This window comes from Streptomyces sp. NPDC052701 (genome assembly GCF_040678355.1).
Taxonomy (GTDB): domain Bacteria; phylum Actinomycetota; class Actinomycetes; order Streptomycetales; family Streptomycetaceae; genus Streptomyces.
The window spans coordinates 1-14,173 of sequence record NZ_JBFATO010000013.1; the positions used below are offsets into that span (position 1 = coordinate 1).

Here is a 14,173-nt window from a genome sequence, read left to right on the forward strand (position 1 = left end):
CACCCGCACCAGACCCGCCTTCGCGTCACCGCCGACGGCCGCGTCCGGATCGGCGATCGCGGTGTCACGCACACCGTCGCAGTTGAAGTCCGTGACCGGAGCGGCCTGGATGGTGACGTCCATCCAGGAGCGCAGGTTGTCCACGCGTGTGCTGACCGCGTCGGTACGGGTCTCGGCCGGGTCCTGGCCGAAGCAACCGCCCTGCCAGGACCTCGTGGCGACGGCCACGACCTCGTACCCGCCGGCGCCGCCGGTGCGCGCGCGCAGTGCCGGGCCGCCGGTGTCGCCGGCGCAGACGGCAACGCCGTCTTTGCCGGTGAGGTTGAGGGTCTCGGTTGCCATCGTGCCGACCGTGAAGGCGCCGGCGTGCAGCTTCAGCGGAGACCACTCGGTCTTGGTGCGGCCGAAGCCGGGGACGGTGAGGGTTTCGCCGGCGGTGGGCATAGTGGTGCCGACCGGCGCCGGTGTGACGCCGGTGACCGGCGAGGCGAGGCGGGCCAGGACGACGTCGCGGTCGGTACGCGGTACCAGTTCCACGACCTGGCGGACCTGGCCGGCGGTGGTGGTCAGGTCGGTTCGGCCGACGGTGGCGGTGGTGGCCTTGGCGGGCTTGCCTGCGCGGATCTGGAAACTCTGCTGGGGTGTGTCGGCGAAGCAGCTCGCGGCGGTCAACACCCAGCGGGGATCGACGAGCACGCCGGAGCAAGCCCGTTCGCCGGAGCCGATGTCGAGCCGGGCGGTGAAGGCAAAAGCCCCGTCGGTGCTCTGGGCTCCGGTGACGGCCTGCGCGGGGCCGCTGGTTAACACGCCGGTCAGCAGGGCGGCCGCGACCGTCGTGCTCAGCAGCGCCGCGCGTGGGTGGAGGGGAGACACGTTCGTTTCCTCTGGACTCGGGCTCTGGACGGCGGCCGTGCGCGGCCGCCGTGGGACGGGCAGGTGCGGTCTCATCGTGTGGATCAGCCGGTGACGCGGATCTCCAGGAGCACGGTGGCAGGTTCGCCCACGCCCTCGCCGACACCCTTCAACTCGTTCTTCAGGACATTGACCGTGTGGCTCCTGCCCTCAGCGGTCAGCTCGGCCCGCACCGGATGGCTCTCCGTCTGAATGGCGAAGACGTTGGGCAGTTCGAGAGTGAGGTAGCCAGTGGTGTGCGTAGCGACGAAGCAGAACTCGCCGCCGCCGACCCGTGTGAAGACCTTGATCTGGTCGGCGGCCTCGTTGCAGGTGGCCAGGGTGATGCGACCGTCGCCCCGCTTGAGCCTGATGCCCTGCTCGGCGAGGATCCGGTCCGCGCCGGGGTAGGAGAAGTCCTCCACCGCGACTGGCGGTTGGGCCTCGGCGGGGTTGGCGGGCGCCGCGCCCGGGGCGGCAGTGGCCAGCGCCGTGCCGCCGGCGAGGACGGCGCCGCCCATGATGCTGGCGACCAAAACTCTACGGACTCTGGATATCACGCAGGATTCCTCTCGTTGAGCGACATGCAGCGCATGCGAATAAAGGCTGGCCAGCAGGCGCCGGTCAGCATCGCAACCATGCCGGGAGAGCCCATCGAGAAAGGACGCCAGGAGTGCGGACGTATGGTAATGCGCGCGAAAAGTGCGGGTAATCCGACCGGTCGGTGTGCGGTTCCCGTAGCCCCCCAGAACGCGTTCCTGCGCAGTCGCCTGAACGCCCTCTCATGGCCGCCCGGTCACGGCGGCGATCGCACGATAGCAAGCATTTACCGTCTGGGCGCTGCGTGAGTGAAACGCGCTGGTCATACTCATTTTTCGTATTTTCTTTCGATGTAGGTGACGCATCATTGCTTCACTCGTGCCCGAATTGCGCCCTGTCTGACGCATCGTCATGATTGCATCCGTGATCGATGCCACATATGGAATGCGGACGTCCGGTCGCCTTGTGCCGCCTCGCGCAGTGGCCTGAATTGCCTGACGAAAATGTCGGCTGACGGAGTAAGGCTTGCGACGTATCCTCGCCGGGTCCAAATTTGGTGACTGGTCTCTTCGCTGACCAGAACAGAAACGGTTGCCTGACCCTTGATACGGAGACCCAGAACCCGGACCGTTAGATTACGGATAGCCGGGAAAACCCACCGTGCGCGTGCCGCGCGACATTCCGTCCGAGCGCTCTGCCTGACCTTGTTGCTGTCCCTCGTTGTAGGTGGCCTCGGCGCCCCGGCCCTTGCGGCACCGACGGCGGCACCGACGGCGCAGGCCGCCCTCGACCCCGACGAAGCGACGCGTACGGACCACATCCCCGAAACCCCTAGAGGCCAGGTCCTCAGGGCCTGGAAGTCGGGCGGGCCCGGCGTGAAGGCGGCCGCCGAGGCGGCGCTGCTGGGCTCGGACGCACAGGTGCGGAGCTTCCTCGACAGCGAGCGGGTGGTCGCCGAACTGGCGGACGATCGGGTGGCCACCGTGCAGATCTTCTCGGTCGGAGGCCGGGGCGTGCGGGAGGCCGCCGAGAAGGCGCTGGCTGGGACGCCCGAAGAGCTGGATGCCTTCCTGAAGTCGGGCTGGCAGGCGCCGCTGGTGCAGGACCAGCGGGTCCGCGCGGTCCAGATCATCAGCGCGGGCGGGGCGGAGGTGAGGAAAACCGGTCAGGCCGCCCTGGACGGCACGCCCGAGGACGTGCAGCGTTTCCTCACCGAAGGCCAGTACGACGCCCGGCGCAACGACGAGCGCGTGCAGGTCGTGCAGATCCTGAGCACCGGCGGACCGGCCACCCGAGAGGCCGCACAAGCGGCCCTGGACGGCACGCCCGAGGACGTCACCGACTTCCTGACGGCGGGCCAGTACATCGCCCGGGCCCGGGATCAGGAACAGGCCACCATCGAGGACCTGGCCGTCCTGGCGCAGGAGGCCGGCCAACAGGCGCGAGAGGAGACGGAGGCGGCCAAGGAGGCCTCGGCGCGCGCCGTCGCAGCAACCAAGCTGGCCAAGGAGGCCGCGCAGAAGGCCGCTGCCGAGACCGCGGCCGCCAAGAACGACGCGACCAAGGCGTCCAACGCCGCTGGCCGGGCCGCCGACGCCGCCCACGGTGCCGCCAAGGCGGCCCAGGAGGCGATCAGCGCCGCCCGCGCCGCCAACACCTCGGCACGGATCGCGGCCAACGCTGCGGCTCAGGCGGCCTCCGCCGCCGCTGCCGCCGCACAGGCTGCCTCCCGAGCCCGCAGCGCCGCCGCCGACGCGGCCACGGACGCGGGGAAGGCCGAGGCCGCGCGCAAGGCCGCCAAGGGCGCCTACGCCGCGGCCGCAGGCGCGGAGACCGCCGCAAAGGCGGCCGACCACGCGGCGACCGCGGCTGACGAGGCCGGCAAGGCCGCCAAGGCCGCCGCCAGCGCGGGCGCCAACGCCGACAGCGCGGCGAGCGCGGCACAGGAGGCGAGCGGTCACGCCGGCGTCTCCGCGTCCCAGGCCCAGCGGGCCCGGGACGCGGCCGCCGATGCCCGGCGGCAGGCGGCCGAGGCCACTCGGGCCGCGAACCGGGCGGTGACCCTGGCAGGGAAGGCAGCCCAGGCCGCCCGGGAGGCCCGGGATGCCGCCGACTCGGCGGCCACCCACGCCCGCAACGCAGGCAAGGCCGCCGAGGAGGCGGCCGAGAACGCCGGTGAGGCTGCCACTGCGGCCGCCGAGTCCAAGAAGCACGCCACCGAGGCCAAAAAGGCCGCCGACGCCGCGACCGCAGCCGTCGTCACAGCCAAGAACACTTTCGATCTGGCACGCGAGGTGGAGACAGAGGAACTCGCCGACCGCCGCTACACCGAGGTCGAGAAGACCAAAGCCCTCAAGGCCGCGGACGACGAGCGCAAGGCGCGTGAGCAGAAGGCCGCCGCGGACAACCGAGCGGCCGACGAGGAGGCACAGCGCCTCGCCGCCGAAATGAACGCGCCGGGCGCGGACCTGTCGACCGCCGCTGCCAAGGCCCGCAGGGTCGCGCTGCACGTCGTCAAGACCCGCGGCCCGTGGAGTGCCACCACGGCCGAGGCCGCCTTGGCGGGTTCGGACGCGCTGGTCGTGGAGTACATCAGGACCGGCTGGAAGGAGGCCGCCCAGCGCGACGAGTACGAGCGGACGCTCAACTTGGCGTGGGACTCCGAGTACGAGGCCGTCCGGACGGCCGCCAAGACCGCGCTGGGCGGTGACGCGACGCAAATCAGCGCCTTCATCGCGACCGGTCAGCACGAAGCGGCCCGCAACGACTACCGCATCCGGGTCACCCAGCTGATGCAGAATGCCGGTTCCGCGGTGAAAAAGGCGGGCCAGGAGGCGTTGGACTCCGGGTCGGCCGAGACGATGCGGGAGTTCATCCACACCCATTACTACACGGCTCGGACGAGCGACGAGCGGGTCCGGGCCATCCAGTTGCGCAGCACGGGCGGACCGGAGCTCAAGGCCGCGGCTGACGTGGCGTTGGCCGGACCGCCGTCGGTGCTGCACCAGTTCATCGAGGTCGAGCAGTATCGCGCGGCACGCCAGGACAAGCTCACCGCGACCCACGTCTCGCGCGTCCAGGGCCTGATCGCCGGAGCGGCCAGGGTGGCGGCGACGGCCCAGCAGGACTCCGCGCTAGCCGCCAAGGTGGCGGCCGAGGCCCGCAAGGCGGCCGACGAGGCGGCCGACTACGCCAAGCAGGCAAAGGCCTCGGCGACGCAGGCGGGAGAGTACGCCAAGGAGGCGGACGCGCACGCCGATGCCGCCGAGAAGTCCGCAGCCGAGGCTGCAGTCTCGGCCCGCAGTGCACGCGCCGCAGAAGCCGACGCGAAGAACGCCGCGCGTTCGGCCGACCTGTCGGCTGACCGCGCGCAGGCCTCCGCCGCGGCGGCCCAGGCCTCCGCGAGCGACGCCTGGGCCGCGGCGGACGCCGCGTACGCCTCGTCGATCGCCGCCGGCAAGGACGCGGCCGCCGCGAGCAAGGCAGCGGACGCGGCCGGTGACGCGGCGTTCCGCAAGCTCCAGGAAGAGATCCGGGAGCACTTCGCGAAGGTCACCGCCGAGTTCGAAGAGCGTGCTCTGCGAGCCGAGGACGAGGAGTTCGCGGAGTACATGGCCAAGCTGAACGAGATCGACTGGGGCAAGCTGTTCTCCGAGGGCGGCCACTTCGCCCTCGACATCCTCGGCCTGGTCCCCGGCTTCGGTGAGGCTACTGACGGCATCAACTGCGCCTGGTACTTCGGCGAAGGCAACAAGATCGACGCGGGTCTGTCCTGCGCCGCTGCCGTGCCGTTCGTCGGATGGGGTGCCGCGGGCGTCAAGTTCGGCAAGTGGGGCACCAAGGCGGACGACTTCTTCCGCAAGTTGTTCGGCAACAACCCGGTGTTCGCGCTGTGCGCGCGGTCGCTGCGTGCCATGTCGCTCGCACGGGTGGCGGGTTCGATCAGCTGCCCGGTGGGCTTCCAGAACCTGGGCAACGACGTGTTCCAGTCGCCGGCCGGCTTGGTGTACATGCGGGAAAGCCCGACCAAGCACCGCATCGACCATGTCATGGACCATACGAGGCCCAAACCGGACAAGCCTCTGCACGGCATCTTCAAGGAGAAGGACCAGGGCAAGCTCCTGGCGCTGATCGACGACGCCTGGAAGAGGCGCGGCAGCGATCCGATCCTCAAGCGGGGCAACAAGGTTTTCCCTGTTGAGTACGCGGAAGCGATCGGAGATGGTGGCGAGAAGTTCTTGTGCATTGTCACCCGGTACAAGAGCAAGATGTACCGCGTCATCAGCGCGTATCCGTCGCCGACGAAGGAGTGCCCGACGGAATGATGCGCGCGGCCGGGCCAGAACTGGCTGGGCCCCGGCCGCGTGTCTGGACGAGAATCACCCCTTGAGTGCCGGCGTACGGCGAACACCACGAAGGACAACCACCATGCTTCCCCTCGACCGCCTCCGGGAGCTCCTGCGCGAGCTGGACGACCCCGACCCCGAACACCGGGAGCTGCCCCGGGATTATGACGTCCCGGCCGCCCGGCAGCGCTTTTGGCAGTTCGCCGACGCCCTGGAGCGGCGGTTCGGGCCGTCCGTGTCGGCCGGCATGGGGCAGGACTCGAGTTTCCTCGGTGCCGTTTCGGTTCCTGCTGAGGTCATGGGGACGGGCCGGCCCTTGTGGGTGCTGATAAGCAATTTCGGTCCCTTCGTCACCGCCGGAACGGGAAGGCGATGGGGTCTGCCCGGCTGTGAGGAGGGCCTCGGCGACGAGTTCGTGACCTGGCTCGACGAGCTGTGTACGGAACTCGGCTGCATCTACGTGCCCATCGAACTGCTCATGGAGCCGTACGACGGACCAACTCCCCTGGGAGACGACGAGGCCGGCGAGGCGATTCTGGCGGCGTTGGCGGCCGCGTCCGCGGACGGGGAGGAAGAAGAGGAGGAAGAGCAAGACGATCTTTCGCCAGCCTGGTACGATCGATATTTTCAGTACATGTAAGGCGTGCGCCTAGTACTCCAGCTGTGGATCGTGATCAGGCGTCGTGAGACGCTGCCCTTCGTGATCGCCAAACTCCGGTGTGTGGTGTTGGGCTGTGCTGATGTCCTTGAGCCGTCCTGGTTCTACCAGTCGCTTCTCGGCGGTGTAGTCGACCAGTCGGATCCGCGGTGGTCGCTCGGCGACGGCTGGGCGACGCTCCACACCGACGGGCTCGTGCTTGCCTTCTAGTGGGTGGAAGACCATCAGCCACCATGATGGCCGGATCCCGCTCGATCCCAACAGTTCCACCTGGACCTGGGGGTCAAGGACCTGGAACGAGCCCGGGAAGACGTCCTCGATCGGGGCGCCACACTGCTCGACGAGGTTGGCGGAAAGCGGAGTTGGTGCATCTTTGCCGACCCGGCAGGACACCCGTTCTGTCCCGTCCGGGACTGACAGGGGGCACCGAAGGGGTGCGGCCACCGGTGATCATCGTGAGTTGTGTGGACTGACGACGAGACGGTGGCCGCAGGCCACAGCATGGATCCCGCTCGATGGCGGGAAGCGTTCGAGGTGGCCGTGAGTCGGATCGCGGGCCGGTTCAGCCGCTACGAACCCCGCTTGCGGGCCGGGCGGCTGGTGCTCGGCCTGCTGTCGGACCTGCCGCGCAAAAACTGCTGGACAATCGCGGAGTGGGCCAGGGAGGTCAGCCCGCACGGCATGCAGCATCTGCTGTGCCGGGCCTCCTGGGATGCCGACGCCGTCCGCGACGCCGTGCGCGAATACGTCATCGAGCACTTCCACGACGAGGCAGCAGCGCTGGTCGTCGACGAGACCGGCGATGTGAAGAAGGGCACCCACACGGTCGGGGTCCAGCGGCAGTGCATCGGAACGGCCGAGCGGATCGAGAACTCCCAGGTCGCCGTCTACCTCGTCTACGCGGGCGAGCGGGGACACGCGGCGGTGGACCGGGAGCTGTACATCCCGCGCGCTCGGCCGGCCTGTAGGCGGACCGCGCTCAAGCCTCTGCGAGTGACGCCTGGGCTTCCGCGTACGCCGCGTCGATCGCGGTCGGCATAAAGCAGCGGACGCGGTCGGCGACGTTGCGTTTGCGCCTGGTACTTCGGAGAGGACAACAAGATCGACGCGGGTCTGTCCTGCGCCGCTGCCGTGCCGTTCGTCGGATGGGGTGCCGCGGGCGTCAAGTTCGGCAAGTGGGGCACCAAGGCGGACGACTTCTTCCGCAAGTTGTTCGGCAACAACCCGGTGTTCGCGCTGTGCGCGCGGTCGCTGCGTGCCATGTCGCTCGCACGGGTGGCGGGTTCGATCAGCTGCCCGGTGGGCTTCCAGAACCTGGGCAACGACGTGTTCCAGTCGCCGGCCGGCTTGGTGTACATGCGGGAAAGCCCGACCAAGCACCGCATCGACCATGTCATGGACCATACGAGGCCCAAACCGGACAAGCCTCTGCACGGCATCTTCAAGGAGAAGGACCAGGGCAAGCTCCTGGCGCTGATCGACGACGCCTGGAAGAGGCGCGGCAGCGATCCGATCCTCAAGCGGGGCAACAAGGTTTTCCCTGTTGAGTACGCGGAAGCGATCGGAGATGGTGGCGAGAAGTTCTTGTGCATCGTCACCCGGTACAAGAGCAAGATGTACCGCGTCATCAGCGCGTATCCGTCAGCCTCGGGGTCGTGCCCGAGGTTCTGACGCGCGCGGCCGGGGCTTGGACCTGCCTGGCCCCGGCCGCGTATTTCGGACAAGAATCACCCCTAAGAGCCGACGTACGGCGAACACCACGAAGGACACCACCATGCTTCCCCTCGACCGCCTCCGGGAGCTCCTGCGCGAGCTGGACGACCCCGACCCCGAACACCGGGAGATCCCCCGGGATTACGACGTCCCGGCCGCCCGGCAGCGCTTTCGGCAGTTCGCCGACGCCGCGGAGCGGCGGTTCGGGCCGTCCGTGTCGGCCGGCATGGGGCAGGACGCGAGCTTCCTCGGTGTCGTCTCGGTCCCTGCTGAGGCCACCAGGACAGGCCAGCCCCTGCAGATGGCGATGAGCAACTTCGGCCCCTTCGTCACCGCCAAAGTGGGCCTCCCGGGTATGCCCGGCTGTGAAGACGGCCTGGGCGACGAGTTCCTGACCTGGCTCGACGAGCTGTGTACGGAACTCGGCTGCATCTACGTGCCCAACGAACTGCTCATGGAGCCGTACGACGGACCAACTCCCCTGGGAGACGACGAGGCCGGCGAGGCGATTCTGGCGGCGCTGGCGGCCGCGTCCGCAGACGAGGACAGGGACGATGAAGAGGAAGACGACCTTCCGCCGACCTGGTTGGACCGGTACTTCCAGTACATGTAAGGCGTGTGCCTAGTAATCCAGCTTACGACTGGTCCGCCGCCCGTCAGCGTTTCGATCGGCTCGCCGGCGCCCTGGAGCGGCGGTTCGGGCCGTCCGCAACGTGGGGCGGGGTGCAGGACGCGAGCCTTTACGGATACGTCTCGATCCCCGCGCGCGCCACCGGAACGGACCGGCCCCTGTGGGTGCTGATGAGCAATTCCGGTCCCCTCACCACCGCCGGAACGTCGTGGTCACGTGCACCTTGGTCGGAGCACATGATCAGACGAAGACCGCCCCGACGTCCGGCGAATGCCCGGCTGGGCCACCCGGTTCGATAAGCCGTTCGAGGTCAGTCGGGCAGCGCCACGGTGAGGTCCACCTCGACGAGCTGTCCGGGAAAGCCCAACTGGGCAACGCCCAAGAGCGTGCTGGCGGTGGTGAACGCCGGACCCAGGGCGGACTCGGTGAGCCGACGCCAAACGGCTGCGAGATGGTCCCTCTCGTCGCTCCGCACGTAGATCACCGACCGCACCACGTGTTGCGGCTGGGCATTCGCCGCTGCCAGGGCGGTGAGCGCGTTCGCGATCACCTGGTCGACCTGCGTCTCGAGGGAACCGGAACCGACGAGGTCACCGTTCCGGTCAAGCGGGCACTGTCCCGCCAGGTAGGCCGTACGCCCTGCCTCCACCACCGTGACGTGGTGGTAGCCGGGCGTCTCATGCAGCTGCTCGGGGTTGATGCGGGTGATCTTCTCGGTCATGTCCGCAAGTCTGACCAGCGTGGTGTCGGCACGCACCGCAATTTCCCCTCCGGCAAGCACTCCCCGACAACCTGAGGTCGAAGAACAAGCTCAGTGCCTGGGCCGGATCCCTCTGTCCAAGGCACCTCCGATGGCTGTGACCACATCCGGGTCAGGGCCAGGACTCCAGCGTGTGGACTGCCAGGAGGACGCGGAGCGTCAGCTGCACCGACCCGATAACCAGGTGTCCGATCCGCAGCAGGCGGCCGCCGCGTCCGCCATCAGTACGAGAAGCAGGAGACAACCTGCGGTGAGGGCACCCTCTACGCCGGAGGGCTGCTTGTCGGCAAGTTCGGGCATGGTTTGACGATCGCCCGGAATCCATCCTTGCGAACGGTCCGTCGCCGACTCGCAACCCAGGCGTACTCTCCGCTCTTCATGGGCCTGCCCGGTCCCGGCGATCCCTCACAGGCACTCAATTCGAGCAGGCTGGATGGAGAGTGAGGACGGACTGACCATGCCGAACGGCGCTGACGGGCGCAGCCCGCCCGTCACCGGCAGTTCGCGGCGTACGTCAGGAAGTCCGCCCAGACCGTGGGGGAAAGGGTGAGCTGAGGGCCCGCCTCGTCCTTCGAGTCGCGGACGTGGACGGTGGCAGGGGTGAGGGCGACCTCTACGCAGTCGCCGGAACCACTGCTGCTGTACGTGGACTTGAACCAGGCCAGGTCGCTGGTGCTCATAGGTCTCCTCGCATCCGCCGCAACAGGCTCACGGAGTCTTCAGGGGAAAGAGCCTGTGCACGCATCCTGGCATACCTCCTTTGAAGCACGCTGACTACTTTGCGGTCGTTGATCAGCTGACCGCTCTGCTGGCCTTCGAGGTAGGCGAACCACTGGTTTTCCGGCGTCTCCAGCAACTGCAGCGGGCCATGCAGCCCGGCGTGCGACTTCCGTACCAGCGGCATCACCTGGATCTCGACGTTCCGCAACTCCGCGATCTCCAGTGCGTGATCGATGAGTTCCCGCGTAACCTCCGCACCTCCCGTACGCCGCAGGAACAAGTGCTCCTCGAGGATGAAGCTGAAGGCGGTGTTCGGGCGTTCCCGCAGCAGTCGTTGTCGCTCGGCGCGCGCTGCCCACTGTGCCTCGATCTGCTCGTCGCTCAGCGGTGGCAACTCATCGACGAACAATTGGCGCGCGTACGCCTCCGTCTGCAAAAGCCCCGGAACCAGGCGGCACTCGTACGTGTACAGCGTGATGGCCGCGGCCTCCAGGTGAGCCCACCGCCGGAACCAGGCCGCCAGCCCCGGCTGCCGCTCCAGGCGCCCCGCCGCCTTCTGGAGGACACCGGCCATCCCCAGCGCCTCCTCCGCGCGCTCCACGAACGCCGGATCCGGCATCCGCCGCCCCAACTCCACCGACGCCACCGTGTGTTTGGAGAAGCGCACCAGTTCGCCGAACTCCTCCCTGCTCAGCCCGGCACGTTCGCGCAGCCCCTGGACCACCGCCCCGAACGTCCGCAGGCTGTCGGACAACTCCGGCTCGCCACCCGTTCCCGTCACGCCATCGACCACTGTCGGTCACCTCCCCACGGCATGGTCACGGCCGGTCACCGGTACTGTCCAGTCCGTGACCGCGTACGCTGTCGCGGCGTACGCGCCGCTGGCCTGGCAAAGCGCCCTTTCCACCGGTCAGATTGGGCGCATGACAGCACCGACCACCCCTCAGCCGCCGGTTACCGTACGTATGTTCACCCAGCGCCTCAGCTCGACTCCGCGCGGCGCCCGGCTCGCCCGGCGTCTCACCGTCACCCAGCTGCACGCCTGGGGCGTCCCGCACGGCAGCCACGTCTCCGACCGGGTCGAGGTGATCGTCGCCGAGCTCGCGGCCAACGCCGCGACCCACGGCCGCGTTCCCGGACGGGACTTCGAGCTGCGGCTGTCCCTCGTGGCCGGCGGCATCCGGATCGAGGTCGCCGACACCCGCGCCGAGCTCCGGCCGCCCGCCCCCGGTGACGTGCGGCCCCCGCGTCCCCTCGACGAAAACGGCCGGGGCCTCCTGCTCGTCGACGCGCTCGCCGACCGCTGGCGGGTGCTGGATCGCGAGCCGCCCGGCAAGACCGTGCTGGCCGAGGTCGACGTGCCGCATGGGTGGACGGCCGGTGAACGGGGCTGCGCGAACCATTGACGCGCAAGTGGTTCGATTCTACGGTCCGTTCGAACTTGCGATCGCTGTCCGATATTTCGGACGGATGTCATCCCCCACCGCAAGGAGGACCCGTATGAGCCGCACCTCCCGCGTCCCCCGGCCGCTCCGCGCCCGGACCGCGCTGCTCGCCCTCCCCGCCGCCGCCCTGCTCGCCCTGATCCCCACCACGGCGTCGGCCTACCCCAACCCCGGCCGCGTCACGGGCGACATCGTCACCCACGACCCGACGATGATCCGCACCTCCTCCGGCCAGTACCTGCTGTACGCCACCGGCGGCGGCATCGCCAGCAAGACCTCCTCCGACCGCACGGCCTTCCGCAACGGGGCCGACGCCTTCGCCGGCCGGCCGGGCTGGTGGCGCACCTACTCCTCCGTCCCCGAGGCCTGGGCGCCCGACATCTCGTACCACGGCGGCAGGTACCTGATGTACTACTCCGTCTCGAAGTTCGGGTCGAACACGTCCGCCATCGGACTCGCCACCTCCTCCACCGGGCAGCCGGGCAGCTGGACCGACCAGGGCACCGTCTACACCTCCGGCTCCTCCAGCGACTACAACGCCATCGACCCGAACCTCTTCGTGAACGACGACGGCACGTGGTGGCTGTCCTTCGGGAGCTGGTGGACGGGGATCAAGATGATCCAGATCAACCCCTCCACCGGGAAGCAGCTGTCCACCAACACCACCCGCTACTCCCTCGCCTCCCGCCCGACCGGGACCAAGGCCGTCGAGGCGCCCTTCGTCGTGAAGCGCAACGGGTACTACTACCTCTTCGCCTCCTACGACACCTGCTGCAACGGCACCGGCTCCACCTACAAGGTGAAGGTGGGCCGCGCCACCAGCGTCACCGGGCCGTACGTCGACAGGAACGGCGTCGCGATGACGAACAACGGCGGGACCCCGGTCCTGGAGTCGCACGGCAGCGTCATCGGCCCGGGCGGACAGTCGGTCATGAAGGACTCCGACGGGGACCTGATCGTCTACCACTACTACGACGGCAATGACAACGGCACGCCCAAGCTGGGCGTCAACCTCCTGGACTGGAGCAGCGGATGGCCCGTCGCCTACTGACCCTGCTGGCCGCGCTCCTGCTCGCCCTGGCCGTGGGACAGCCCACGGCGAGCGCGGCCTCGTTCGCCAACCCGGTGAAGTCCGTCAAGGGTGCCGACCCGTGGATCTCGTACCACGACGGCAACTACTACCTGGTGACGACCAGCTGGACCGACGTCATCACGCTGCGCAAGTCGCCCACGCTGGCCGGACTGTCCACGGCGCCGAGCGTGCAGGTGTGGCAGGGCGACGCGGCCTCCCGCTGCTGCAACATCTGGGCGCCCGAGCTGCACTTCCTCAACGGGCGCTGGTACCTGTACTACGTCGCCGGGCAGAACGTGTCCGACTACAACCCGACGCAGCGCAGCCACGTGCTGGAGAGCGCCGGCTCCGACCCCCTGGGGCCGTACACCTACAAGGGGCGGCTCAACGGCGCCTGGATGCTCGACCCGAGCGTGCTGAACGTGGGCGGCAGGCTGTACATGCTGGGCAGCGCGATCACCGGCGGGACGCAGAACCTCGTCATCGCGCCGATGTCGAACCCGTACACGGTCAGCGGGTCCTACTCGACGATCTCCACCCCGACGTACGACTGGGAGCGGCAGGGCGGCACCGTCAACGAGGGCCCGGAGGTGCTCCAGCGGGGCGGCCGGACGTTCCTGATCTATTCCGCCAGCGGGTGCTGGACCCCGGACTACAAGCTCGGCCGGCTGGAACTCACCGGGTCCGACCCGCTCGCCGCGTCCTCCTGGACGAAGAAGTCCACGCCCGTCTTCCAGCGCAGTGACGCCAACGGGGTCTACGGACCCGGGCACAACGGCTTCTTCACCTCGCCGGACGGCAAGGAGAGCTGGATCGTCTACCACGCCAACGACGGCGCGGGCGAAGGCTGCGACAACGGGCGGACCACCCGGGCGCAGAGGTTCACCTGGAACTCCGACGGAACGCCGGACCTCGGCACGCCGGTGCGGCTCGGCACCTCCCTCGCCGGCCCGTCCGGGGAGCCGTCCACCGCCTTTGCCACCTACACCCTCACCAACCGCAACAGCGGCAAGTGCCTGGAGGTGGCCGAGGGCTCGACGGCCGACGGCGCCGACGTGGTGCAGTACGCCTGCGACGGCGGCGGCAACCAGCGCTGGCGGCTGGAGGACCTCGGCGACGACACCCACCGGCTCGTCAACGCCGCCACCGGCAAGGTGCTGGACACCGAGAACTGCTCCGGTGCCGACGGGGCCGACCTCAGGCAGTGGTCCTGGCTGGACAACACCTGCCAGCGGTTCCGGTTCGTGGCCACCGACGGCGGCCACGTCCGGATCGTCAACCAGGCCACCGGCAAGGTCGCCGACGTCGCGGACTGCTCCACCGCGGACGGCGCCGACGTACGGCAGTGGACCTGGCTGGCCAACGCCTGCCAGCAGTGGCGGCTCAGCCCCGGGTAG

At 68.9% G+C, this 14,173-nt stretch carries 12 protein-coding genes and 2 pseudogenes; 9 read left to right on the plus strand and 5 right to left on the minus strand.

Annotated features, from left to right (window positions below; all coding sequences use genetic code 11):
• A partial coding sequence (locus AB0L29_RS16800) for a S1 family peptidase (RefSeq protein WP_365827755.1) occupies positions 1-873 on the minus strand: 873 nt, incomplete at its 3' end.
• Positions 874-956: 83 nt separating this feature from the next.
• The gene (locus AB0L29_RS16805) at positions 957-1,427 is read right to left on the minus strand and encodes a hypothetical protein (protein ID WP_365827757.1); all 471 of its coding nucleotides are present in this window, start codon (positions 1,425-1,427) and stop codon (positions 957-959) included.
• Positions 1,428-2,249: 822 nt separating this feature from the next.
• On the opposite strand from AB0L29_RS16805, the gene AB0L29_RS16810 reads away from it, so the two are divergent.
• The 6 genes and pseudogenes from AB0L29_RS16810 (at position 2,250) to AB0L29_RS16835 (ending at position 8,761) form a co-directional block, all read left to right on the plus strand.
• Positions 2,250-5,756 (plus strand): ALF repeat-containing protein, encoded by a 3,507-nt coding sequence (locus AB0L29_RS16810; RefSeq protein ID WP_365828067.1) that lies wholly within the window; start codon positions 2,250-2,252, stop codon positions 5,754-5,756.
• A gap of 103 nt (positions 5,757-5,859) precedes the next feature.
• Positions 5,860-6,417 carry a hypothetical protein gene (locus AB0L29_RS16815; RefSeq protein ID WP_365827759.1) on the plus strand — a complete coding sequence of 186 codons (558 nt, stop codon included), beginning with the start codon at positions 5,860-5,862 and terminating at the stop codon, positions 6,415-6,417.
• Positions 6,418-6,477: 60 nt separating this feature from the next.
• A pseudogene (locus tag AB0L29_RS16820) lies at positions 6,478-6,852 on the plus strand (VOC family protein).
• 123 nt (positions 6,853-6,975) lie between these two features.
• A pseudogene (locus AB0L29_RS16825) lies at positions 6,976-7,389 on the plus strand (transposase); the annotation flags it as partial.
• 177 nt (positions 7,390-7,566) lie between these two features.
• Entirely contained in the window at positions 7,567-8,106 is a 540-nt protein-coding gene (locus tag AB0L29_RS16830) for a hypothetical protein (RefSeq protein WP_365827761.1), read from the plus strand.
• Between the two features lie 103 nt (positions 8,107-8,209).
• Positions 8,210-8,761: a hypothetical protein gene (locus tag AB0L29_RS16835; protein ID WP_365827764.1), complete on the plus strand. Its 552-nt coding sequence runs from the start codon at positions 8,210-8,212 to the stop codon at positions 8,759-8,761.
• Between the two features lie 328 nt (positions 8,762-9,089).
• Here AB0L29_RS16835 and AB0L29_RS16840 read toward each other — a convergent pair whose 3' ends face one another.
• The 3 genes from AB0L29_RS16840 to AB0L29_RS16850 all read right to left on the minus strand — a co-directional run bounded on the left by AB0L29_RS16840 (position 9,090) and on the right by AB0L29_RS16850 (position 11,052).
• Entirely contained in the window at positions 9,090-9,500 is a 411-nt protein-coding gene (locus AB0L29_RS16840; protein WP_365827766.1) for a RidA family protein, read from the minus strand.
• Positions 9,501-10,030: 530 nt separating this feature from the next.
• On the minus strand, positions 10,031-10,219 hold the full coding sequence (locus AB0L29_RS16845; protein WP_365827768.1) for a DUF397 domain-containing protein: 189 nt from the start codon (positions 10,217-10,219) through the stop codon (positions 10,031-10,033).
• Complete coding sequence (locus AB0L29_RS16850) at positions 10,216-11,052, minus strand: helix-turn-helix transcriptional regulator (RefSeq protein WP_365827770.1); 837 nt, start codon at positions 11,050-11,052, stop codon at positions 10,216-10,218. Before AB0L29_RS16850 ends, AB0L29_RS16845 begins: the two co-directional genes overlap by 4 nt.
• Before the next feature lie 130 nt (positions 11,053-11,182).
• Between AB0L29_RS16850 and AB0L29_RS16855 the strand changes: the two genes are divergently transcribed.
• The 3 genes from AB0L29_RS16855 to AB0L29_RS16865 all read left to right on the plus strand — a co-directional run bounded on the left by AB0L29_RS16855 (position 11,183) and on the right by AB0L29_RS16865 (position 14,173).
• Positions 11,183-11,665 carry an ATP-binding protein gene (locus AB0L29_RS16855; protein WP_365827772.1) on the plus strand — a complete coding sequence of 161 codons (483 nt, stop codon included), beginning with the start codon at positions 11,183-11,185 and terminating at the stop codon, positions 11,663-11,665.
• 94 nt (positions 11,666-11,759) lie between these two features.
• Complete coding sequence (locus AB0L29_RS16860) at positions 11,760-12,755, plus strand: arabinan endo-1,5-alpha-L-arabinosidase (RefSeq protein WP_365827774.1); 996 nt, start codon at positions 11,760-11,762, stop codon at positions 12,753-12,755.
• The gene (locus AB0L29_RS16865) at positions 12,737-14,173 is read left to right on the plus strand and encodes a family 43 glycosylhydrolase (protein WP_365827776.1); all 1,437 of its coding nucleotides are present in this window, start codon (positions 12,737-12,739) and stop codon (positions 14,171-14,173) included. The genes AB0L29_RS16860 and AB0L29_RS16865 overlap by 19 nt, the downstream gene beginning before the upstream one ends.